This is a genomic window from Kitasatospora sp. NBC_00240, from assembly GCF_026342405.1.
Lineage (GTDB): Bacteria > Actinomycetota > Actinomycetes > Streptomycetales > Streptomycetaceae > Kitasatospora.
This window is the reverse complement of the sequence record NZ_JAPEMU010000001.1, coordinates 4877753-4899385: the sequence shown is the minus strand read 5'-3', so window position 1 is coordinate 4899385 and position 21633 is coordinate 4877753. Positions and strand designations below refer to the sequence as shown.

The following is a 21633-nucleotide window of genomic DNA, read 5'->3' as shown; positions in this document are numbered from 1 at the left end:
CCGCTGCCACCGCAGCCCCTCCCCCACCCCTTGGAGGTGCCCGAGATGACCGTTCTCGATCACAGACACCACACGTCCGTGCCGGGCTGGCTGCCCGGGGCCACCGCCCCGCGCACCGACCCGGCGCCGCTGCTCCCGGACGCCTCCCCCGTACGGGTGCTCGGCACCCCGGCGCTGGAGAAGTACGACCCGGCCCTGCTGCGCGAGCTGTACCGCCGACTGGTCGTCGGCCGACGCTACAACCAGCAGGCCACCGTGCTCACCAAGCAGGGCCGGCTGGCCGTCTACCCGGCCTCGACCGGCCAGGAGGCCTGCCAGGTCGCGGCGGCGATGGTGCTGGGCGCCGGCGACTGGCTGTTCCCGAGCTACCGGGACACCCTGGCCGTGGTGTCCCGCGGGGTGGACCCGCTGGAGGCGCTCACGCTGCTGCGCGGCAACGCGCACACCGGCTACGACCCGCGGGCGACCCGCACCGCGCCGCTCTGCACGCCGCTGGCCACCCAGGCCCCGCACGCCGTGGGCCTGGCGCACGCCGCCCGGCTGAGCGGTGAGCCGGTCGTCGCGCTGGCGCTGCTCGGCGACGGCGGGACCAGCGAGGGGGACTTCCACGAGGCCCTGAACTTCGCCGCGGTGCTGCAGGCCCCGGTGGTCTTCCTGGTGCAGAACAACGGGTACGCGATCTCGGTGCCGCTCACCCAGCAGTCCGCCGCGCCCAGCCTGGCCCACAAGGCCGTCGGCTACGGCATGCCGGGCCGGCTGGTGGACGGCAACGACGCGCCCGCGGTGCACGCGGTGCTCGGCGAGGCCGTCGAGCGGGCCCGCTCCGGCGGCGGTCCGACCTTGGTCGAGGCGCTCACCTACCGGCTGGAGGCGCACACCAACGCGGACGACGCCACCCGTTACCGCGAGGACGAGGAGGTCGCCGCCTGGCGCGAGCACGACCCCGTCCTGCTGATGGAACGCCACCTGCGCGAGGCCGGTCTGCTGGACGACCAGCTCGTCCGGCAGGCGTCCGAGGAGGCCGAGGCGCTGGCCGCCCGGATGCGCGCGGAGTTCCACAGCGACGCCGAGCTGGACCCGATGTCGCTGTTCGCCCACGTCTACGCCGAGCCCACCCCGCAACTGCGGGAGCAGGCGGCCCAGCTGGCCGCCGAACTCGCCGCCGAGCTGGCCGCCGAGGCCGAGGTGCAGCACTGATGAGCACAGCAACACCGGTGCGGACCAGCACCATGGCGCAGGCGCTCAACGCGGCGCTGCGCGACGCCATGCGCGAGGACCGGAGCGTCCACGTGCTCGGCGAGGACGTCGGCGCGCTCGGCGGTGTCTTCCGGATCACCGACGGCCTGACCGCGGAGTTCGGCCAGGACCGCTGCCTGGACACCCCGCTCGCGGAGGCCGGCATCCTCGGCACCGCGATCGGCATGGCCATGTACGGGCTGCGCCCGGTGGTCGAGATGCAGTTCGACGCGTTCGCGTACCCGGCGATGGAGCAGCTCGTCTCGCACGTCGCGAAGATGCGCAACCGCACGGCCGGCAAGCTGCCGCTGCCGATCACCATCCGGATCCCGTACGGCGGCGGCATCGGCGGGGTCGAGCACCACAGCGACTCCTCCGAGGCGTACTACGCCCAGACCCCGGGTCTGCACGTGGTCACACCCGCCACCGTCGGCGACGCCTACGGTCTGCTGCGGGCCTCGATCGCCTCGGACGACCCGGTGGTCTTCCTGGAGCCCAAGCGGCTCTACTGGGGCAAGGACAGCCTGGACCCGACCGCGCCGGTCGAGCCGATCGGCCGGGCCGTGCTGCGCCGGACCGGCAGCTCCGCCGTGCTGATCACCTACGGGCCCTCGCTGCCGGTCTGCCTGGAGGCGGCCGAGGCGGCGAAGGCCGAGGGCTGGGACCTCGCGGTGCTGGACCTGCGCACCCTGGTGCCCTTCGACGACGAGACGGTCTGCCGGGTGGTCCGCTCGCTCGGTCGGGCGGTCGTCGTGCACGAGGCGAGCGGCTTCGGGGGGACGGGCGCGGAGATCGCCGCCCGGGTCACCGAGCGCTGCTTCCACCACCTGGCCGCCCCGGTCCTGCGGGTGACCGGCTTCGACATCCCGTACCCGCCGCCGATGCTGGAGCACCACCACCTCCCCGGGGTGGATCGGATCCTGGACGCGGTCGCCCGGCTCCAGTGGGAGGACTGAGGATGATGCCCGTCGTACGCGAGTTCACGCTGCCCGACCTCGGTGAGGGGCTCACCGGGGCGGAGGTGGTCCGCTGGATGGTCGAGGTCGGCGAGGTGATCGCGGTCGACCAGCCGGTGGTCGAGGTGGAGACGGCGAAGGCCGTGGTCGAGGTGCCCTGCCCGTACGGCGGGGTGGTCACCGCCCGGTACGGCGAGCCGGGGGAGGAGGTGCCGGTCGGTGCCGCGCTGGTGACGGTCGCGGTGTCCCCGTCGGGCGACGTGGCCGGCTCGGACCTGGGCGCGCCGACCGGCGGCTCGGGCAACGTGCTGGTGGGCTACGGCACCTCGGAGGGCGGCAAGGGGGCCCGGCGCGGCCGGGTCCGCCCGGGCGGGGCCGTCGGCCGTGCCGGCACCGTCGAGGCGGTGGCTCCGGCGCCCGCTCCGGCGCCGGTGCGGCAGCTGGTCCCGGCCGCCCCGGCGGTGGTCGCGGTGATCTCGCCGCTGGTCCGTCGCAGTGCCCGCGAGCACGGCATCGACCTGGCGGGGCTGACCGGCAGCGGCCCGGACGGGCTGATCCTGCGCGCGGACGTGGACCGGGCGGTGGCCGCCGCGGCCGCCGCCCCGGCGGCCGGCCCGGCGAACGGCGCTCCGCGGCCCGCGGCGGCGACCGCCGAGGGCGCCGTCCCGCTGCGCGGTCTGCGCCGGACGATCGCCGAGAAGCTGACCCTCAGCCACCGGGAGATCCCGGCCGCGACCTGCTGGGTCGATGCCGACGCCACGGAACTCCTGGCGCTGCGTGAGCAGTTGAACGGCGGTGGCGGGCCCAGGATCGGTCTGCTGGCCCTGCTCGCCCGGATCTCGACCGCCGCGCTGGCCCGGTTCCCGGAGCTGAACGCGAGCGTGGAGTGCGACGCCTCCGGCGCCCCGGTGGCCCTGCGGCGGCACTCCGTCGTGCACCTGGGGTTCGCGGCGCAGAGCGAACGCGGTCTGGTCGTCCCGGTGGTGCGTGACGCGCATCTGCTGAACACCGTGCAACTGGGCGCCGAGCTGGCCAGGTTGACGGAGTCGGCACGAGCCGGCTCGCTCACCCCGGCCGAGCTCACCGGCGGGACGTTCACGCTCAACAACTACGGCGTGTTCGGCGTGGACGGCTCGACCCCGCTGATCAACCACCCCGAGGCGGCCATGCTCGGGGTCGGCCGGATCGTGGCCAAGCCGTGGGTGCACCGGGGGGAGCTGGCGGTCCGGCAGGTGACCCAGCTGTCCTTCACCTTCGACCACCGGGTCTGCGACGGCGGTACGGCGGGCGGGTTCCTGCGCTTCGTCGCCGACTGCGTCGAGCAGCCGGGGATGCTGATGCGCCAGCTCTGAGCGCGGGGCCGGCCCGGACGGCCGTCGCCCTGTGTGTCGACTCCGGCGCACAGGGCGACGGCCATAGGTCGGGGGAGCGTAGCGCGCGGACGGGCTGTGTGTCCGGTCTTCGCGTGATTTGTCGGATGAGCTGTGCGGGCGTGCCACGCTACCGAAGGCTTCAGCAGGGACAAGCCAGGTGGTTGCAGGGTCGGCCGGAGGCGAAACGATTCTCTTGAGTACTCGTCAAGTTGCGGTGAAGAAACCCAGAGCGCTCCTGGTCCGGGCCGGGCACGGATCGGCCACGGCCTCGGCCGTGCCGGGACTGCCGCCGGTGCCGCAGGGAGCGTCCGAGCCGGTCCCCGAGCCGGGCGGCGACCCGCTTTCCGCGCCGGACACCGACCCCGGACCCGCGCCGGCGGCCGGTACGACCGCGGCGGGCGGCCTGAGTACGGCGGGCGGCGTGGGTCCGGCCCCCGGTACGGGTACAGCCCCCGGTACGGGTACGGTCGCCGACCAGGCCTCGGTGCCCGCCGCGCGGGCGGCCGCCGAGGCCGGGCCCGCCCCCGGTGGGGTGCCGGGCCCGCCGATCCCGGCGATGCCGACCGTGCCCCCGTCGATCCCCGGGGCGCCCCGCGCCCTCCCCCCGGCCCCGAGCACGCCCGCGACCGGGGCCGGCTCGGCCGTCACGCCGCTGCTCGCCGCCGCGCCGGGCCTCAACTGGGCCGGTCCGGGCGACGACTGGAGCCGGGCCTGGGCGATGCGGACCCTCGACGATCCCGCGCCGGGCCCCGCACCCGCCCCCGGCCCGCTGCCCGCGCCGGAGGCCCGGGCGCAGGCCCTTCCGGCCGGCGCCGCGCCGGCGGGTGCGGTGGCCGGCCCGGACGCACTGCCGCCGACCGCCCGGGACATCGGGCTGATCCGGGACACCCTCGCCGTGGTCGAGCCGGTCGCGGACCGGGCCACCGCGCACTTCTACGCGTTGATCTTCCTGCACCACCCCGAGGTCCGGGCGCTCTTCCCGGCGGCCATGGACGTCCAGCGCGACCGTCTGTTCCGCGCCCTGCTGCAGGCCGCCCGCAGCGCCGACGACCCGGCCGGGCTCACCGAGTACCTGACCGGGCTGGGCCGGGGCCACCGCAAGTACGGCACGCTGAGCGGCCACTACGGTCCGGTGGGCGAGTGCCTGGTGGCGGCGCTGGCCCGGTACGCCGGCACCCGCTGGGACGCCGAGACCGAGCTGGCCTGGCGCCGGGCCTACCGGCTGATCTCCGGCATCATGATCGACGCGGCCGAGGGCGCCGCCCGGATCTCCCCCGCTTGGTGGCAGGCCGAGGTGGTCTCGCACCAGCAGGCCACCCGCGACATCGCGGTGGTCACCGTCCGCCCCGACCAGCCCTATCCGTACCGGGCGGGCCAGTACACCACCCTGGAGACCCCCTGGTGGCCGCGGGTATGGCGGCACTACTCGTTCGCCTCGGCGCCCCGGCCGGACGGCCTGCTCACCTTCCATGTCAAAGCGGTGCAGGCGGGCTGGGTCAGCAACGCGCTGGTCCGCCGGGCTGCCCCGGGGGACGTGCTCCGGCTCGGGCCGCCGGCCGGTTCGATGGTGCTGGACCACGCGTCCGGCACGGACCTGCTCTGCCTGGGCGGCGGGACCGGGATCGCCCCGATCTGCGCGCTGGTGGAGGAGCTCGCCGAACACGGTGCGGCCGGCCGCACGGTCGAGGTGTTCTACGGTGCCCGCCGGGATCCCGAGCTGTACGGGCTGGAGAAGCTGCGCCTGCTGGCACAGCGGCACCCGTGGCTGTCGGTGCGGCCGGTGCTGTCGGGGCCCGGCGGGATGGCCGGGCCGGACGCCGCACTGTCCGGCGAGTTGCCGGAGGTGGTGGCCCGGTTCGGCCCGTGGTCCCAGCGGGAGGCCTATCTCAGCGGGCCGCCGGCGATGGTGCGCCGGTCGGTCGGGGTGCTGCTGCGGGCCGGGGTGGCGCCGGGGCGGATCCGGCACGACCTGGTCGGGGACCTGGCCGCGGCGTAGCGCCGTGCCGGTACCCGTGCCCGCGCCGGTGCCCGCCCCGGTGCCCATGTCCGCGCCCACCGCTGTGCCCGGGCCGGTACCGGCCGGCGCGGGTGTGCCGCCGCCCCGACCGTCCGGTCCGGCGGCCGCTGTCCCGTCCGGGGGTTGGTCCGGCGGTTCGGGCGGGTCAGCCCAGGTCGGGCGCGAGCATCGCGCGGACGCCCTCGATGTTGGCGGCGAGGAAGGCCCGCAGGCTCGGCGGTACGACGTTGACCGAGGTGACGCCCTCGCGGGTGAAGGGCAGCCGGACGATCTCGTACTCCCCCTGCGGTTCGTCCACCTCGGGCCCGTGCCGGCGGGACGGGTCCATGGCAGCCAGCCGGCAGACGAAGAAGTGCTGCACCTTGACGCCGTGCGGGTGGGCGAGGGCGGCGGCGTCGGCGGGGGTGCCCCCGCCCGGGGCGTGCGGGTGGGGGTGGCTGATGGTGTCGACGAAGGCCGGCACCACGTCCACGACCTTGCCGCCGAGCTCCTCGTCGACCTCGCGGTGGAGTGCCTCGACGACCGTGCGGTCCTCGGGCTCCACGCCGCCGCCGGGGGTGATCCAGTACGGGTGGCTGCCGGGCCGGGTGCGCTTGATCAGCACGATGGAGGCCTGGCCGTGCGCGTCGTCCGGGTCGAGTTCCAGCAGGATCGCCCGCGCGGTGCGCTTGACGACGGGACGCGGCGGGTTGGCCATGGCCACCTCCGGGGCTGGAGCGTTGTGCGGGAGTCTGCCGCAGGCGGGCCGCGGCCAAACGCGGCCATGCCCGGGTACGTCCGTTCGAGCAGCGGGGGAGCAGGGCTAATGGATCTTGAATGCCAAGGCGAGGCTTGCCCCTGGTTTCGGTATTCATCGACAACGACGGGACATGCCTTGGATTCAAAGGTCTTTCGCCGATGAAACGTACGACTGTGATTGCGACGCGACCCGCCCTGTGCTGCAATGGGCGACCGCCGGGCACAACGGAGCAGTCCACTGCGGATGCCCTCCTGCGCACTGACCGGGGCTGGGGCCCGGGTGTGGTCATGGATCGGATCGCAGAAGCGTCGAACGCCGTCCGGAGGGGTCGGCCGGCCCGGGCGGCCACGACCCGGCCGGCGGGGAGGAAGGACCGCCGGCCCACCCTGATCGCCTCCGTCCGGCGGGCCCTGCGGTTGCTGGAGGCGATCGGAGGCCTCCTCCGGGCCGCCACGGCCAAACAGCTCGCGCGCGCCGCCGGCCTCCCCCTGGGCACCGCCTCCCATCTGTTGCGCACCCTGACCCACGAGGGCTGCCTGCGCCGGGCCGAGGGCACGTGCTTCCACGGCGACTCCGTGGAGGGCATCGGCCGGGTCGACGGCCGGCACTCCGGCCGCACCGAGCCGCCCACCCGGATGGAGCAGCTGAGGGACGACCCGGAGGCGGCTGTTCATCTCGCGGTCCACGAGGAGGGTGAGGTTCAAGTGGTGGACGTGGCGTCCGGTCCGACCCGGCCCGCCGTCGAGGTCCGGGCCGACCTCCGGGGTCACCGCGCACGCGCACCCGATCGGACAGTGCCTGCTCGGCCGGCTCTCCGAGGAGGCCCGGCGGGACCACCTCTCGCGCCATCCGCCGGTCGGGCTCACCCCGTCGACCCCGGCGCGGGAATCCGCCGTCCTGCGGGTGCTGGGCGCCGTCACGCCCACGGTGCCGGCGACCGAGCGGCAGCAGGACGCGCTCGGCACGGTCTGCGCCGCGGTGCCGATCACGCTCGGCTCGCCGGTGGCCACCATGGCGCCGTCGCTCCCGCTGGAGCAGGCGGGACGGCCGGCGGCCACGGTCGAGCGGCTCCGGGTCAAGGTCGGGGCGATGTCCCCTTCGTTCGTCCTCTGACGGCACAGTGCCGAGAAGGGGCCCGCCTGGCGTCCGCCTCGTTCACCATGTGAAAAAGCACATCCTGTCCACAACCTCCCCAAACGTGGACGAGGAGGTTTGAACGGGGAATCGAGGCGAAAGTACAGAATTGGCAGGACTTTTCACAGTCGCGAGCCGCACTCCCACCTCCAGCTCCAGAGCTCGGGGAAATCCCGCCCTCACCGGCGGGCGGAGCGCCCACCCGGGGCACCGTTCCTACACAGCGAACCGCGTGTCCGGCCATCGGTGGACCATCAGCACGCACGGCCGGGCAGAACGAGAGGTACTCGCGCATGCACAGCACAGTCCAGGGCCACGTGGTCATGAACCTCGTGGTCTCGAACGAGCTCTCCCTCCGCATCGTGGTCGATCTCGAGTACGACCCCGGCGACCCCTACGCCGTCCGGTTCACCTTCCACCTGCCCGGTGACGCACCGGTCACCTGGGTGTTCGCCCGGGAGCTGCTGCTCGACGGGATCAGCCGCCCGACGGGCGAGGGCGACGTGCACATCCACCCGATCGGCGGGGAGGAGCTCACCGACGTCTGCATCGTCCTGCACTCCCCCGAGGGCGACGCGTTGCTACGGGCCTCGGCGCCGCCCCTGGTCGCCTTTCTGACCCGCGCGGACCGGCTGGTGCCGATGGGCCAGGAACTCACCGGCGGCGAGCTGGAGGCCGAGCTCGCCGACATTCTCAAGGGGTGTGAGAACGCGGGCTGACCGGGCCGCCGCGGCCCTCTTCGCGGAGCGTCCCGGCCGGCGACGCACCGGCGCGCGACGCACCGCCCCCGGGCGGCCGGGTGCCGGGGCCCGGCGGTCACGGCTCCGGGCGGGAACGGACGGAGGGCCCCGCACACCTGGTGCAGGGCCCTCCCGCCGCTGATGGGCGGCCGGTTGTTCGGCCGGAGTGTCCCGGCCGGACGGTGGCCGGCCTCACCGGCACGGTCTCAGCTGTAGTAGCCGAGCACGTCGACGATCACCTCGGCCCGCAGACTGGCGTTGTAGATCTCGATCGATCCGGAGCCGCCGACCGGGACGGTCACGTGGTTGGCGATGGTCTGGCCCTTGCTCCAGTTCAGCGCCGAGGAGGTCGTGGTCCCGTTGTACGGGTAGACCTCCAGGTGGCCGTCGTCGAGCGTGCCGGTCACGGTGATGTTGAGCACCACGGCCTTGGACTGCGACAGTCGCCCGCCGAAGTCCAGCGGCAGGTTGCGGACGCTGTGGTACTCCAGCGGACCCTGGTAGGTGCCGATGCCGGTCCGGGTGTCCATCAGCCGGTGCGGCACCGTGGTGTGGAACTGCGCGCCCGCCGTGCCGGCCGTGAAGTAGCCGAAGATGTCGGCGATCACGTGCGAACTCGTCCAGGTGTCGTTGAGCAGGACGACCTTGCCGTCCGGCCCGACCGGGACGATCACCTGGTTGGCGATGGTCTGGCCGGTCGTCCAGTTGAGGTTGGACGTGGTGGTGCGGGCCCCGCCGGAGGGGTAGGCGGTCAGGTGGCCGTCCGACTGGGTGCCGGTCACCGTCACGTTGAGCACCGCCGCGGTGATGCCCTGCGCGGGCAGGCCGGGGCGGCCGGCGATCGCCACCGGGATCTCCTGGTAGGGGCTCGCGGGCCGGCCGCCGGTCTGGTCACCGCTCTGCCGGGTGTCCAGGATGCGGGTCGGGCCGGTGGCCGTGAAGGTCGAACCGTCCGCGGCCGTGCTGGAGTAGTACCCCGACACGTCGGCGATCAGGTGGGCGGCGTCCCAGCTGCCGTTGTACAGCTTGACGCTGCCGTCGGCGCCGACCGGCACGGTGACCAGGTTGGGGATGGTCGTCCCCTTCACCCAGTTGATGTTGGACGTGCTCGGCAGGGCCTTGTCCGAGGGGTAGACGGTCAGGTGGCCGTCGGCCCGGGGCTGGGTGACGGTCACGTTGAGCACGACGCCGGTCAGGCCCTGGGTGGGGATGCCGGCCCGGCCGGCGATCTTCAGCGACAGGGTCTGGTAGGCGCCGACGGCGCCGCCCGCGGTCTGTCCGCCGGCCTCCCGGGTGTCCAGCAGCCGGGTCGGCGCGACGGCCTTGAACGTGCCGGCCGGGCTCTCCGGGGCGGCGGCGCACAGGGTGTCGGTCAGGACGGCCGCGTTCGGCGCGCCGAGGCCGGTCGCCAGGTCGTAGCCGGCACCCGCCTGGTACAGGTTCCCGGTGTAGCCCGACGGGATGTAGGCGTTGTTGCCCGTGGTGACGTCGAGGAGGCCGGAGCCGCCCTTGGCCCGGTAGAGCGCGGGGTTGAGGAAGCCCAGCGGGCCGCCGGCCGCGCACTGGAGGGAGGCGTTGGCGGCAGCCGCGACGGCGGCCCAGACCGGGGCCGCGCCGCTGGTGCCGGCGATCCGGCCCCAGTACTGCAGGCCCTGGGCGTCCACGCCGACCGCGATCAGGTAGCCGTTGGAGCCGTCCGCCAGCGCGGCGACGTCCGGGACCTGCCGGCAGGCCTGGCCGGCCGCCGCGGTGCAGGACGTGCCGCTGTAGCCCGGGCCGGTGGTGCCGGCCTGGTAGCCGGTGGCCGCGTCGAGCTTCCAGGTGCGGGAGACCCCGCCACCGGTGGAGCCGCCGCGGTTCCAGGCCGACTGGACCAGGTCGGCGGAGTGCCCGGTCATCGAGGTGCCGCCGACGCCGGTGACGTACGGCTGGCTCGCCGGGTCGTCGGTGCTGATCCGGGGGTCGGACGCCCCGCCGTCCCGGAAGCAGCCGTTGGACCCGCTGTCGCCGGAGGCGGCCACCACGGTCTGGCCCTGCGCCGCCGCCTGCTGGAAGATCAGGTTCTCGCTGGTCAGCATCGCCGGGTCGGCGTCCGCCTCGCAGATGCCCCAGCTGGTGGACAGCACCTGGGCGCGGTTGTCGTTGACCATCGCCCGGTAGACGTTCAGGACGTTCGCCTTGGTGGCGAACTGCGCGTCCGGGCCCTGGTAGACCAGGATGTTCGCGTTCGGGACGAGGCCGAGGACGGTCTCGATGTCCAGCGCGGACTCGATGCCGTAGTTGTTGAGGTCCGGCGCGTGGGTCGGCCCGCCGTCGATCTTGACCCGGGAGACCGGGGTGCTGGTGCCGTAGCACTGCTGGTACGCCGCGACGGCGGCGTCCGAGTAGTCCTCCAGCTCGAACAGCGCCACGGTGCTGCCCGCACCGCCGGCGCTGGCGCCGACCGGCATGTTGTAGACCGTGGCCAGCGCGTTGCTGCTGTAGTAGTCCCGGTAGTCCTCCCGGCCGTAGCTCTGCTTCTGCCAGTCCTGGACCCACTGGCAGAGCTGCGGGGGCGTACCGGTGGCGTGCGGAGCGACGCCGGCGCCGTCGCCGGCGGCAGCCTTGGGCGCCGACTTGGGGGCGGCGGCCGCCCCGTCCGGCAGCGCGTGGTTGCTGCGGGCCGCGGCCAGGGTGTTCAGGCCGACCACGCCGGCGACCGAGCCGGCGATGCTGCCCGGCAGCTCCGGCGCCTCGGTGTTGGCGTAGGCGGTCCGGCCGTCGGCCAGCCGGTAGCCGGCGATGTCGGTGCCGAACGCCTTCTCGGCCTCCGCCACCGTCGCGGTGACCGGGATGGTGAGGCCGTCGGAGCCGACGGTGCCGGGGTGCAGGCCGAGACCGGTGAGGGCCTCGGCCGCGCGCTGCAGGGTCGCCCGGTCGGCGCCGAAGCGCTGGCCGAACTCACCGGTCCTCAGATACTGGTGGTACTGCGCCGAACCCGGCGTGGAGACCCCGGTGAGGAAGCTCTGCAGGGCCTGCGGGTCGCGGGGCGACAGGGTGACGCCGAGCTGGAGCACGGTGTCGTCGGCCGGGGCGGTGGCCGCCACCGCGCCGACCGGGGCGGTGGGCGCGGTGCCGACCCGCTGCGGAGCCGGTGACGGGCTGTCGGCGAACGCCGTGCCCGGGACGAGCAGTGCGGCCACCAGCGCGGTGGCCGCGGATCCGGTGAGCAGGCGCCGTGACGAGAACCGCCGGGCCTGGGCCGTGGCCGGCCCGGCTATTCGGAATCCGCGCGGCGGATCCGTGGGATTGGCCATCCACAATCTCCTGGTACGTACGGGAGCGAGGTGCTGCGGATGCAGCCTCTGTGGTGACCCCGGACCGGTCGGCCGGACAGGTCTCGCCGCCGAGCGGCGGCGGTGCCGGCTCGAAGCGGACATGCTGTGGAAGGCCGTGCACGTGGCAAGGCCGGAAGCCCCCCGACTCCCCCATCCCCGACGGTGGAATCACCGAGGGTCGTTATATCAGTCGCGGTACGACAATCGGGACGGGGATATCGACCTGACGGGCTCCGTTCACCGAGCCTTGCCGCTGCTCCGCGCCTCCTCGCGCCTCCTCGCGCCTCCCCGCGCCTCCGCACACCGCGCTCGCCCGGGGCTCCGCGCCCGCGATCCGCGCTCCTGCGCCCGCGCTCCGGTCCGCGCGCCCGCGCACACACGTCAGCGCCCGCTCGGGGATCCGGGCGGGCGCTGGGTCGGGCACGGTCGGGCACAAGGAGGGACCGGGACGGCCGGCCGCGATCAGTCGTTGTCGAGGGCCAGGCTGAGGCCCCAGGAGACCAGGCTGATGATCAGCGCGCCGAAGAAGGCGGCCCAGAAGCCGTCCACGTGGAAGTCCAGGTCGAGCTTGTCCGAGGCCCACGAGGTCAGCCACAGCATCAGGGCGTTGATCAGGAAGGTGACCAGGCCCAGCGTCAGGACGAACAGCGGCAGCGAGAACAGCTTCACCACCGGCTTGATCAGCCAGTTCACCACGCCGAAGATCAGGGCCACCGCGATCACCGTGAGGGTCTGCTGCCCCCAGCCGTCCTGTCCCGACAGCGTGATGCCCGTGACGATCCAGGCCGCGACCCAGATGGCCGCCGCGTTGATGAGTGTCTTGATGGCGAAAGATTTCACGGTTGAACACGTATCCCATCTGGTGGCCGAAGGTTGGTACATACGATGCCCGACCCGGGGCCCGTGAACCTAGGCCTGAAGGCCCTCACTTTTCGGCGCCGTCCGCACCCCCCGGAGCACCCCTGAGCAGGACGCTCGACCCGGGTGCCGGCGCGGGCCGGCCGGCTGCGGGCGCCGCCGGGGAACCCCGCCGCCGGCCGGGGCGGATCGCGGCCCCGGGGCGGCCCGGAGCCGCTTGCGCGCAGCGGGTCCGGGAAGGGCGGGAGAGTACGATCTGCCGCAGGTGGAGGCGTTGTCCAAGGCCGCGTCCCCGGCGCTGATCCGCGAGGCTCGGAAGGAGCTTCTCCCATGATTCCCGACCCGCCCGGCGCTGCCCGCCCGGCCCTCGTCCCCTCCCCGGTCGCGTCCGTCGGGGGCGTCGCGTCCGTCGGCGCGGTCCGGGCCGCCGGGATCGGCACGGTCCGGGCATGAAGGTGTTCCGGCTCGACCAGCTCGACGCGGAGCGTGCCGCGAACGAGGGCGCCTACCTGCGCTTCCTGAAGGAGCGCCACATGTCGGCCGGCCTCTACGCGCTCTCCCCCGGCGACACCGACCCGCAGACCGCGCACGCCCAGGACGAGATCTACCAGGTGGTCAGCGGCCGGGCCGAACTCACCGTGGGCGACGAGACGACCACCGTCGGGCGGGGCACCGTGGCGTACGTGCCGGCGGGGGTGCCGCACCGCTTCCACCACATCACCGAGGAGCTGCGGGTGCTGGTGGTGTTCTCCCCGCCGGAGGACTGAGCGGGCGCGGCCGGTAGGGTCGGGCCCGACCAGTCCGTGATCACCGCGGGAGCCCGTGGCAGCGGGCTGAGAGGGCGCTGGACGGCACGTGCGGCAGGTGACGCCGGGTGCCGGCGGCCGCGTCGACCGCCAGAACCTGGCCGTGACCGGGGAGCACCCCGTCCGGGACAGGGAGGGAGCAGCACCATGACCTCGAGCCGCACCGAGCCGCGCAGCCTGACCGACGAGCTGTGGGCGTCGATCGAGCCCGTCTACGCGAAGATCCTCGACCACCCGTTCCTCGCCGGGCTGACCGACGGCACCTTGCCGCGGGCCGCCTTCCGGCACTTCGTCGTCCAGGACTCGCACTACCTGCGCGACTACGCCCGGGCCCTGGCCGTCTGCGCCGCCAAGGCGCCCGATGAGGAGGACGTGCGGGCGTTCGCCGACGATGCGGTGGGCGCGCTCGCCGCCGAGCAGGGCATGCACGCCGAGTTCATGGACGCCTTCGGCGACAGTGCCGAGCAGGCCGCCGCCGAGCCCGTGCTGCCGACCACCCGGGCCTACACCAGCTACCTGCTGGCGACCGTCCACGGCGGCTCGTATCCCGAGGCGGTGGCGGCGGTGCTGCCCTGCTACTGGATCTACGCCCGGGTCGGCCAGGAGCTGCTCGCCAAGTCCTCGCCGGACCCGCTGTACGCCAAGTGGATCGCCACCTACGGCGACGAGGCCTTCCAGTCGGTGGTCCGCCGGGTGCTGGCGCTCACCGACCGGCTCGGCGAGGAGATCTCCCCGGCCGAACGGCGGCGGGTGGTGGAGCACTTCACCACCACCTCGCGCTACGAGTGGATGTTCTGGGACGCGGCCTGGCGCGGCGAGACCTGGCCGGTCTGAGCTGGTCCGAGCTGGTCTGACCGGTCCGAGCCGGTCCGAGCCGGTTCGGGCTGGTCCGGGTCGCCGGCGGCCGTCGGCCCGTCGGCGACCCGGCGGTGGCTCAGCCGTTGGTGAACCAGCCGGTCACGTCGACGACCTCGTGGGTGGCGCCGCTGCGGTTGGCGATCTCCACGCCGCCGCCCCCGAGCTGGGCGGTGACGCCGTTGGCCGAAGTCCCGCCCGTGGTGAAGTTGACGTTGGAGGTGTTCGGCAGGGCGGTGCCGGCCGGGTGCACGATCAGGTGCCCGGCGGTGTCCGGCTCGGTCGCGGTGACGTTGAGGGTGGCGGCGGTGGCCTCGGCGGGGATGCCCGCGGTGCCCGCCACGGGGACGGTGGTGGAGCTGTACGGCGGGCGCTTGCCGCCGTTCGTCCGGCTGTCGAAGAGCCGGGCGGGCGCCATGGCGGAGTAGAGCCCGTGGCCGGCGGGGCTGTAGTACCCGACCAGGTCGACGATCACGTGGACGCTGCCGAGGTGGTTGTAGAGGTTGATCTTGTCGCCGTAGTTCAGCGGCACCACCACCTGGTTGGGGACGGTCCGGCCGGGGGCGAAGTTGATGTTGGAGGTGGTGGGCACGTACTGCAGCGGCGGGAAGACGGTCAGGAAGCTGTCCGCGTCGGGGTCGGTGACCGTGACGTTCAGGACCACGGCGGTGGCGCCGCGCGTGCCGAGGTCTTCGCGTCCGACGACCAGGCCGCGGCTGGTGTCCGGCCCGAGCTTGGTGCCGGAGCCCTCGCGGGTGTCCAGCAGCCGGGTCGGCGTCGTGGGCTCGTACTTGGCGGCGGCACCGGGCTGGTAGTAGCCGAGGATGTCGATCACCACATGGGTCGCGCCGGTGTGGTTGTAGACGTTGATCGTCGGCAGGTGCTGGTCCCCCCCGGATCCCGGGACGGAGACGTTCTGGGCCACCGGCACCGTCACCAGGTTGGACACGGTCTGCCCGACGGTGAAGTTCACGCTCGACGTGGTCGGCACCGTCCGCGGGGCGCCCGCCATCGCGCTCAGACTGAGGTAGCCGTCGGTGGTCGGGGCGGTGGCGGTCACGTTGACCACCACGGCGGTGGCGTCCGCCGGCACGACGTTCGCCCTGGCCGGCGGCATGTGGCTGGTGTAGGGCGCGAGCGGGACGGTGAGGTTCTCGTCCGGGCCGATCGGCGAGTAGCTCGCCCACGTCGTGAGGAAGGAGTCCCGGGTGTCGTAGGCGCGGATCGGGTTCACCGGCACGTACCCGGCCGGTGCGGTGGGGGCCGGTGCGGCGGCCGGTGCGATGGCGGGCGCGGTGGCGGGCGCGGCCGTGGCGGTCCCGGCGGCGAGGGCGGAGAGCGGCAGGGCCAGGGCTGTGAGCAGGGCCAGGGCGACCGCTGGGCGGCGCAGGAGCATGGTGTGGATTCCCCCAGGAGGACGGAGCGGAGAGGTGCCCGGCGGCCCGCCTCCGTGAAGCCGCGCGTACCTGATAGACCTCCGGCGGTCCCCCCGGGTTGCACGGGTCCCGAAACTTTGTCCGCGGCAGGCGGGTTGGGGATTCCCGCGCCGCCCAAGCCCGGCCGCTCGGGCCCGGATCCGGTCCGGACTCGGGGTCGGGCGTCGGGGTCGGGGCTCGGGGTGATCTCCGGGTTCTCTCGGGGCCGCCGCCCCTCGTTCCGGTGCACCGGCACCCGTACGATCGAAGTACCGAAGCAGACGGGATGCGGCACCAGAAGGCAGCCGGCCCGAGGGGAGAGTAAGGAACGGACATGGCTGAGCTCTGGAAGTCGCTGCCCTCGTGGGTGCGGAACATCGTCGTCCCGATCATCGTGCTGATCCTGGCGTGGAACATCCTGTGGTTCGTGGTGGGCGTGGTGGGCGCCCTGATCGGACTGCTGCTCAAGGTCCTGGTGGTGGTCGGCATCGCCGCGGCCGTGGTGATCCTGGTGAAGAAGGCCGCCAGGAGCTGACACCGACGCCGGAGCGCCCGCACCCCCTGTCCGGGGTGCGGGCGCTCCGGCGTTCCCCCGTCACGGCGCCGGTTCGCCGCCTCCGGCCCGGGACTTCAGGCCTCCGGCCGCCCGAGCCGCTCCCGCCGGTCCCTGCGCTCCAGCCGTTCCCGTCGCTCGCGCAGCAGCACGGCGTCGAGGTCCCAGCGGGGGCGCCACCCGGTGGCCCGGGCCCGGGCGATGTCCAGCACCACACTGCGGGCCAACTGGTCGACCGCGTACGGGGTGAGGCCCGGGACCAGCCCGGTACGGGCCGCGAACTCCGCCAGCCGGACGGGCAGATGGTTGATCCGAACCTCCCGGTCGTGGGCGCGCAGCACCCGGCGGACGGCGTCGTCGCGCCGGTAGGGGCGGGCATCGGCGATGTTGTACGCGCCGGGCGCCCAGTCGGCAGCGGCCAGGCAGGCGTCGGCGAGGTTCTGCACGGCGGTCAGGCTGAGCGCGACGTCCGGCCCGGGCAACAGCAACCGCCCACCGCGGATCCGCTCCAGCAGCCGCGGCACCAGGTGCGGATCCCCCGGGCCGTACACCGCGCGCGGGCGCAGCACCACCGCCCCGGCGTCCAGGGCGAGCCGCTCGCCCGCCGCCTTGCTCCGCCCGTACGCGTTCAGGTGCCCGTCCGTGGTGGGGTGGCCTTCGCCGACCAGCGAGCGGTCCGGCCGCGGGTCGTAGACGCTGGCGCTGCTCACCCAGACCACCGGCCGCCCGCCCGCCGCCTCGAGCAGCCGCGCGGTGCCCTCGACGTTCACGGCGTACTGCCGGGCCTCGTCCGGGGAGCCGGGGGCCGGGTCGCCGACCGCCGCCGCGCAGTGCACCACCAGGTGGGCGCCGGCCAGGTCCGGGCGGCCGGCGGTGGCGTCCCACGGGATGTGGCGGCCGAGCGGGCCCGGACTGCGGCCCAGGCAGAGCACCTCGGCACCCTGGGCGGCGGCCGCGCGGGCCACGTACGAACCGCAGAAGCCGCTCGCGCCGGTGACCGCTATCCGCATCACGGCGCGTCCTCTCCCCCCGGAGGTCCGGTCCTGGCCGGAGGTCCGGTCCTGGCCGGAAGTCCGGCCCGTACCCGTAGTTCGGCGTAGCCGGGCAGGGCGGAGCGGCGGTCCACCCGGGCGCGCACCACGACCGGCCGGTACGGCGCCAGGGCCAGCAGGAAGTCGGCGAGCTGCGCCCGGGCCAGCCCGGCGCCCGGGCAGGCGTGCGGGCCGGCGCCGAACACGGCCTGGGTGGCGGCGGCCGGGTCGGCCGGGGTGTCGAGCTGAGCCTGGGCGGCGTGCCGGGCGACCAGGACCAGCCGGTCACCGCGGCCGACCGGGCGGCCGGCGACGGTGGCGTCGGCGGCCGCGACCCGGGGCAGGATCGGCGAGGGCGCGGTCAGCCGGAGCAGTTCGGCGGCGAGCGCGGGGGCGGTGGCGGGGGTGAGGCCGGCCCAGAGTCCGGCGTCGGCGCACCAGGCGGCGGCCCGCGGCAGGGCGGCCACCGTGGTGTTCACGGCGGCCACGGCGACCATGGCGTCCAGGGCGTCCGGGAGCAGTGCGGTGAGGTCGGCGGCGGCCCGCGCGGCGGTGTCGGCGCTGCCCGGGCGGCGCCGGCCCGGCAGGTGGTCCCGGGCGGTGGCGGCGGCCGCGTCGGCGGCGGTCCGGGCGAGCAGGAGCGGATCGGCGGCGCAGCCGGTCAGCGCGGCGGTGGTGGCGCCGGCCACCTCCCTGGCCAGTTCGACCAGGTCGACGGTGGCGTCGCCGCCGGGTCGGCCGGTACCGGGGCCCCGGGAGTGGTCGTCCGGGGCCAGGACGGCGAGCCGCTCGGTGAGGACGCGCTGCCAGAGCGGACGCAGTCGCGCGACGGCGCCGCTGCCGAGGTCGGCGGCGAGCGTGCGGCGGGCGGCCCGGTGCCCGGCGCCGTCCTGGTCGAAGAGCAGTCCGCCGTCGGTGAGCCGGGCGGCGGCGCCGCCGGTGGTGCCCTCGGCGGTGCGGTCCAGCGGGAGGTGGGTCAGCACCTCGCGGTAGGCGTCGGTGCCGTGCACCAGGACGGTCCGGCCGATCCGGACCACCGGGCGGCTTCGGGTCGCCGCGAGCAGCGCGAACAGCACCGGGTGGCTGCGCAGGTAGACCCGGCGGTCGCGGCGGCGGGCGGTGCGGTGCGCCCGGCGCGGGGTGGCGTACGGCCCGACCAGTGGCGCGGTCACCGGGCCAGCTCCTCGGCGCAGTACCGGGACGCGGCGCCGCGGTCGGGCTTGCGCGAGCGCCCGGCCAGCGGGACGTCGGCGAACAGGACGGCGTCCGGCCTGGCGCTGCCCATCCGGGCCAGCGGCGCCTCCAGGGCGGAGCGCAGCCGCCGCTCGTCCGTCCCGGAGCGCGGCTGGACGAGCGCGACCAGCCGTTCGTCGCCGTCACCGGCGGGGACGCCGACCAGCACGGCCAGTTCGACCCCGGGCAGGTGCAGGGCCGGCTCGTACAGGCCGGGGTAGATGTTCTCGGCGCGGCGCAGCACCATGTCCTTGCAGCGGCCGGCCAGCGCGATCCGGCCGTCCGCGGTGAGGGTCGCGCGGTCCCCGGTGCGGACCCAGGGGTCGGGTTCCTCGCCGAGGTAGCGGTGGCGGGCGCCGGGCCCGGTGAGCAGCAGTTCGCCGGCCGGCGAGAATTCGGCCCGGACGCCCGGCAGCGGGTGGCCGACCAGGTCGCCGTCCCCGGTCCAGGCGGCCTTCTCGGCCTCCTCGGCGGCCGCCGCGGGGAAGAGCTCGGTCAGGGCGTAGACGCTCCACGCCTCGGCGGCGCCGGCCTGCTTGACCCGGCCCAGCAGGTCGGCGCCGGCCGGGGCGGAGCCCGTCCACACCCGGCCGGAGAAGCGTGCCCCGGCGGCCAGCGCGGCGCGCAGCTGCGGTGGCGTCAGATAGGTCTCGGACGGTGCCAGCCGGTGCAGTTGGCCGGCCAGGGCGTCGGGCGAGCGGGCCGGCAGGGCGACCGCGGCGCCGGCCGCGAGCGCCGGGACGAGGACGAAGAAGGTGCCGCCGAGGACGGTCGACCCCGGTTGCGGGCGGACCAGTTCGGCGACCGTCCGCAGGCCCGCCGCCAGCCCGGCCCGGCTGTGCACGACGGCGCGCGGGCTGGAGGTGGTGCCGGAGGTGAAGACGATCACGGCGTCCGCGTCGGGGCCCGGGTCGGCGGCGGGCGGCGGGCCGCCGGCGCCCGGTCGCAGCCGGGGCGCGCAGCCGGGCAGGCGCGGCCCGAGGGTGGCGACCGGGCCCAGGGCGGCGAGCGGCGGCAGCGCGAGCCGGGCCCGGCGGGCCAGCGGGCGGGCCCAGCCGGCCACCGCCTGCGCGGCGGCGTCCGCCAGGACCAGCGCGGGCCGGGCCAGTGACAGCCTGGCCTGCAGCACGTCGGGCCCGGCGGACGGGTCGAGCACCGCGATCCGCACCCCCAGGTGGTGCGCGGCGAGCATGACGGCCAGGGCGCGCGGGCCGGGGCGGACGGCCACGCCGAGGGTGTCGCCGGGCGCCAGGCCGCGGCGGTGCAAGGCGGCGGCGTACGCCTCGGCGAGGTCGGCGAGGTCGGCCGAGCGGATCCTGGTCCGCACCGCGCCGGTCCTGGTCCGGTGCAGGACGGCGGGGCGGGTGCCGGCGGCGCGCAGCGCCGGGACGAGGGTTTCCAGCACGGGGGGACCTTTCTGTGCGGGCGGGAGGGGGTCGGGCCTTGCGGTGACGGGCGGGCGCGGCGGCGTCAGCGCGGGTCGGTGGCGTGCCGGCCGCTGCCCCGGTCCAGGTACCAGCGGGCGGTGGTCAGCACCCCGTACGCCGTCAGCCGGCGGGTGGAGTTGTGCACCACCATCGCCCGGCAGCGGCTGATCGCGGTGGTGTGCCGGCGGACCCGGTTGAGGAAGGCGCGGTCGGTCGGCGACGGGCGCCGGGGCATGCCACCGACGGCCAGGTACAGCTCGGCGGTGACGGCCATGTTGTTGCCCGCGTGCATCCGGTAGGGCGCCAGGAAGCCGTGCCGCCGGTGGTGGGCCGGCCGGATCCGCCCGAACGCGGCGGCGGTGGCCACCAGGACCCGGAAGCCCGCGCGGCCGAGCGGGCCGTGCTCGTCGCGGCGGGCGAGGATGCGGCCGCAGACCAGGCCGGGCGCCTCGGTCAGCGCGATCCGGGCGGCGGCCGTCCAGGTGGGCTGCGGGACGCAGTCGGCGTCGGTGCGGGCCAGCAGCCGCCCGCCCTGCGCGACGGCGTGCCGGAACCCGGTGTCGACCGCGCAGCCGACGCCCTTCTCCGGCTCGACCAGCACCTGGACCGGGAACGGCGCGGCGGCGGCGAAGGCGCGGGCGATCTCGGCCGTCCGGTCGGTGGAGCCGTTGTCCACCACCAGCAGGGTGAAGTCCTGGTCGTGCTGGCGGGCGAGGGCGGTCAGGGTGTCGCCGATCCTGGCCTCCTCCTGGTACGCCGGGACGATCACCCAGAGCGGGGCCCGGCCGCCGGTGGGGGCGCCGTTCACGACGCCTCCCAGACCATGGTCATCAGGCTCACGCCGCCGCCGAGGCCCACCAGCAGGACCTTGTCGCCGGGGTCCAGTTCGCCCTGCACCCGGTCGAGTTGGACCCCGAGGGTGGCGCTGGCGATGTTCCCGAGGTCGGGCACGGTGAGCACCAGCTTCTCGGCCGGCACGCCGGTGAGCTCCACGAAGCGCTCCAGGTAGGGCACGGTCACCTGGTGGACCAGGACACGGGCGTAGGCGTCCCAGCCGAGGCCGGTCCGGGCCGCGACCCGGGTCAGGATGTCGCCGCCGATCTTCTCGAAGACACCGCGCAACTCCTTGCCGCCGCCTCGGAAGTAGCTGTACTCGTCGCCGCGCGGGTGCCGGGACCCGCCGCCGGGGATGCCGCCCACCGCCCAGTGCTCGGAGGCCGTCTCGGTCTCGACGTCGAGGATGCCGCCGCGCTCCACCGGTTCGACGACCACGGCCGCGCCCGCGTCGCCGAAGGTGTAGCCGGCGAACCCCTCCCGGAAGTCGGCGAGGCCGCCCGGGTCGCGCCGCATGGCCCGGCTGGGCGTCTCACCGGTCACCACCAGGGCGCGGCGGGCCCGGCCGGCCAGGATCATGGCCCGGGCCAGGTCGATCCCGTTGAGGAAGCTGTTGCAGGCGTTGCTGACGTCCAACGCGTGCGCCCGGGAGCCGAGTTCGGCCTGGACCAGATGAGCGGTCGCGGGCTCGCAGACGTCGCGGGTGGCGGAGGCCCAGAGCAGCAGGTCGATGTCGAGGGGGTCGATCCCCCGGGCGTCCAGGGCCCGGCGGGCGGCGCCCAGCGCGAGGGTGGAGGCGTACTCGCCGTCGGCGGCGAAGTGCCGGGTGACGATGCCGGTCGCCTTCTCGAACATCCGCTCCGGCAGCCGGAGTCCGGCCGTCACCTCGTCCTGGAGCTGCTGGGAGGTCAACCGTCGGGAGGGCAGGTACGAGCCGACGGCCGTGATGCCGACTCGCGGTATCGGAAGGTCCATACCCTCATGGTGGCGGCAGCGGCGGCCGGAAGGCTTGAGTACGGGTACTCAGATCGGCCCTGGTCGGGGCCTGAACGCGCGGGTGCCCGCCCGCCGGTACGGCGGACGGGCACGGCGACGGGGCTGCCCGGTCC

Annotated in this window: 19 protein-coding genes and 1 pseudogene; 11 read left to right on the top strand and 9 right to left on the bottom strand. The window is 75.0% G+C overall.

The genetic code is table 11. The annotated features are described in order from the left end of the window. Nucleotides 1-45: 45 nt before the first annotated feature. From pdhA to OG689_RS20745, 4 genes are all read left to right on the top strand, one after another. Nucleotides 46-1197, top strand: a complete 1152-nt coding sequence (pdhA, locus tag OG689_RS20760) for a pyruvate dehydrogenase (acetyl-transferring) E1 component subunit alpha (RefSeq protein WP_266322401.1) — start codon at nucleotides 46-48, stop codon at nucleotides 1195-1197. Next, the gene (locus OG689_RS20755; protein WP_073929250.1) at nucleotides 1197-2192 is read left to right on the top strand and encodes an alpha-ketoacid dehydrogenase subunit beta; all 996 of its coding nucleotides are present in this window, start codon (nucleotides 1197-1199) and stop codon (nucleotides 2190-2192) included. Before pdhA ends, OG689_RS20755 begins: the two co-directional genes overlap by 1 nt. 5 nt (nucleotides 2193-2197) lie before the next feature. Next, entirely contained in the window at nucleotides 2198-3544 is a 1347-nt protein-coding gene (locus OG689_RS20750) for a dihydrolipoamide acetyltransferase family protein (protein ID WP_266327301.1), read from the top strand. Nucleotides 3545-3779: 235 nt separating this feature from the next. Next, on the top strand, nucleotides 3780-5561 hold the full coding sequence (locus OG689_RS20745) for a globin domain-containing protein (RefSeq protein ID WP_266322398.1): 1782 nt from the start codon (nucleotides 3780-3782) through the stop codon (nucleotides 5559-5561). Nucleotides 5562-5727: 166 nt separating this feature from the next. Here OG689_RS20745 and OG689_RS20740 read toward each other — a convergent pair whose 3' ends face one another. After that, nucleotides 5728-6279: an NUDIX domain-containing protein gene (locus OG689_RS20740; RefSeq protein ID WP_266322396.1), complete on the bottom strand. Its 552-nt coding sequence runs from the start codon at nucleotides 6277-6279 to the stop codon at nucleotides 5728-5730. Nucleotides 6280-6398: 119 nt separating this feature from the next. Here OG689_RS20740 and OG689_RS44835 point away from each other — a divergent pair. From OG689_RS44835 to OG689_RS20725, 3 genes and pseudogenes are all read left to right on the top strand, one after another. Further along, nucleotides 6399-6806, top strand: a pseudogene (locus tag OG689_RS44835) (hypothetical protein); the annotation flags it as partial. Nucleotides 6807-7014: 208 nt separating this feature from the next. Further along, on the top strand, nucleotides 7015-7434 hold the full coding sequence (locus tag OG689_RS20730) for an IclR family transcriptional regulator C-terminal domain-containing protein (protein ID WP_266322394.1): 420 nt from the start codon (nucleotides 7015-7017) through the stop codon (nucleotides 7432-7434). Between the two features lie 314 nt (nucleotides 7435-7748). Beyond that, nucleotides 7749-8174: an SsgA family sporulation/cell division regulator gene (locus OG689_RS20725; RefSeq protein WP_266322392.1), complete on the top strand. Its 426-nt coding sequence runs from the start codon at nucleotides 7749-7751 to the stop codon at nucleotides 8172-8174. A gap of 227 nt (nucleotides 8175-8401) precedes the next feature. Here OG689_RS20725 and OG689_RS20720 read toward each other — a convergent pair whose 3' ends face one another. Continuing rightward, a complete protein-coding gene (locus OG689_RS20720; protein ID WP_266322391.1) occupies nucleotides 8402-11491 on the bottom strand; it encodes a protease pro-enzyme activation domain-containing protein in 3090 nt (1029 codons plus the stop codon). 483 nt (nucleotides 11492-11974) lie between these two features. Further along, nucleotides 11975-12352 carry a phage holin family protein gene (locus OG689_RS20715; protein ID WP_266322389.1) on the bottom strand — a complete coding sequence of 126 codons (378 nt, stop codon included), beginning with the start codon at nucleotides 12350-12352 and terminating at the stop codon, nucleotides 11975-11977. Nucleotides 12353-12700: 348 nt separating this feature from the next. Here OG689_RS20715 and OG689_RS20710 point away from each other — a divergent pair, with 348 nt between their 5' ends. The 3 genes from OG689_RS20710 (at nucleotide 12701) to tenA (ending at nucleotide 14010) form a co-directional block, all read left to right on the top strand. Next, a complete protein-coding gene (locus OG689_RS20710) occupies nucleotides 12701-12823 on the top strand; it encodes a hypothetical protein (protein ID WP_266322388.1) in 123 nt (40 codons plus the stop codon). Further along, nucleotides 12820-13137, top strand: a complete 318-nt coding sequence (locus OG689_RS20705) for a cupin domain-containing protein (protein ID WP_073929256.1) — start codon at nucleotides 12820-12822, stop codon at nucleotides 13135-13137. The genes OG689_RS20710 and OG689_RS20705 overlap by 4 nt, the downstream gene beginning before the upstream one ends. 186 nt (nucleotides 13138-13323) lie before the next feature. Continuing rightward, nucleotides 13324-14010, top strand: coding sequence for a thiaminase II (gene tenA, locus OG689_RS20700; RefSeq protein ID WP_266322385.1), 687 nt, complete (start codon nucleotides 13324-13326; stop codon nucleotides 14008-14010). Between the two features lie 100 nt (nucleotides 14011-14110). On the opposite strand, the gene OG689_RS20695 is transcribed toward tenA, so the two are convergent. Then, entirely contained in the window at nucleotides 14111-15427 is a 1317-nt protein-coding gene (locus tag OG689_RS20695) for a hypothetical protein (RefSeq protein ID WP_266322383.1), read from the bottom strand. A gap of 353 nt (nucleotides 15428-15780) precedes the next feature. On the opposite strand from OG689_RS20695, the gene OG689_RS20690 reads away from it, so the two are divergent. Continuing rightward, the gene (locus OG689_RS20690) at nucleotides 15781-15981 is read left to right on the top strand and encodes a DUF5326 family protein (RefSeq protein ID WP_266322381.1); all 201 of its coding nucleotides are present in this window, start codon (nucleotides 15781-15783) and stop codon (nucleotides 15979-15981) included. Between the two features lie 95 nt (nucleotides 15982-16076). Here the strand turns inward: OG689_RS20690 and OG689_RS20685 are convergent, their stop codons facing one another. From OG689_RS20685 to OG689_RS20665, 5 genes are all read right to left on the bottom strand, one after another. Continuing rightward, nucleotides 16077-17009 (bottom strand): NAD(P)-dependent oxidoreductase, encoded by a 933-nt coding sequence (locus tag OG689_RS20685; protein WP_266322379.1) that lies wholly within the window; start codon nucleotides 17007-17009, stop codon nucleotides 16077-16079. Further along, a complete protein-coding gene (locus tag OG689_RS20680) occupies nucleotides 17009-18202 on the bottom strand; it encodes a cytochrome P450 (RefSeq protein WP_266322377.1) in 1194 nt (397 codons plus the stop codon). Before OG689_RS20680 ends, OG689_RS20685 begins: the two co-directional genes overlap by 1 nt. Continuing rightward, nucleotides 18199-19668 carry a class I adenylate-forming enzyme family protein gene (locus tag OG689_RS20675; protein ID WP_266322375.1) on the bottom strand — a complete coding sequence of 490 codons (1470 nt, stop codon included), beginning with the start codon at nucleotides 19666-19668 and terminating at the stop codon, nucleotides 18199-18201. Before OG689_RS20675 ends, OG689_RS20680 begins: the two co-directional genes overlap by 4 nt. A gap of 65 nt (nucleotides 19669-19733) precedes the next feature. Then, entirely contained in the window at nucleotides 19734-20498 is a 765-nt protein-coding gene (locus tag OG689_RS20670) for a glycosyltransferase family A protein (protein WP_266322374.1), read from the bottom strand. Beyond that, entirely contained in the window at nucleotides 20495-21499 is a 1005-nt protein-coding gene (locus OG689_RS20665; protein WP_266322373.1) for a ketoacyl-ACP synthase III, read from the bottom strand. Before OG689_RS20665 ends, OG689_RS20670 begins: the two co-directional genes overlap by 4 nt. Nucleotides 21500-21633 lie beyond the last annotated feature (134 nt).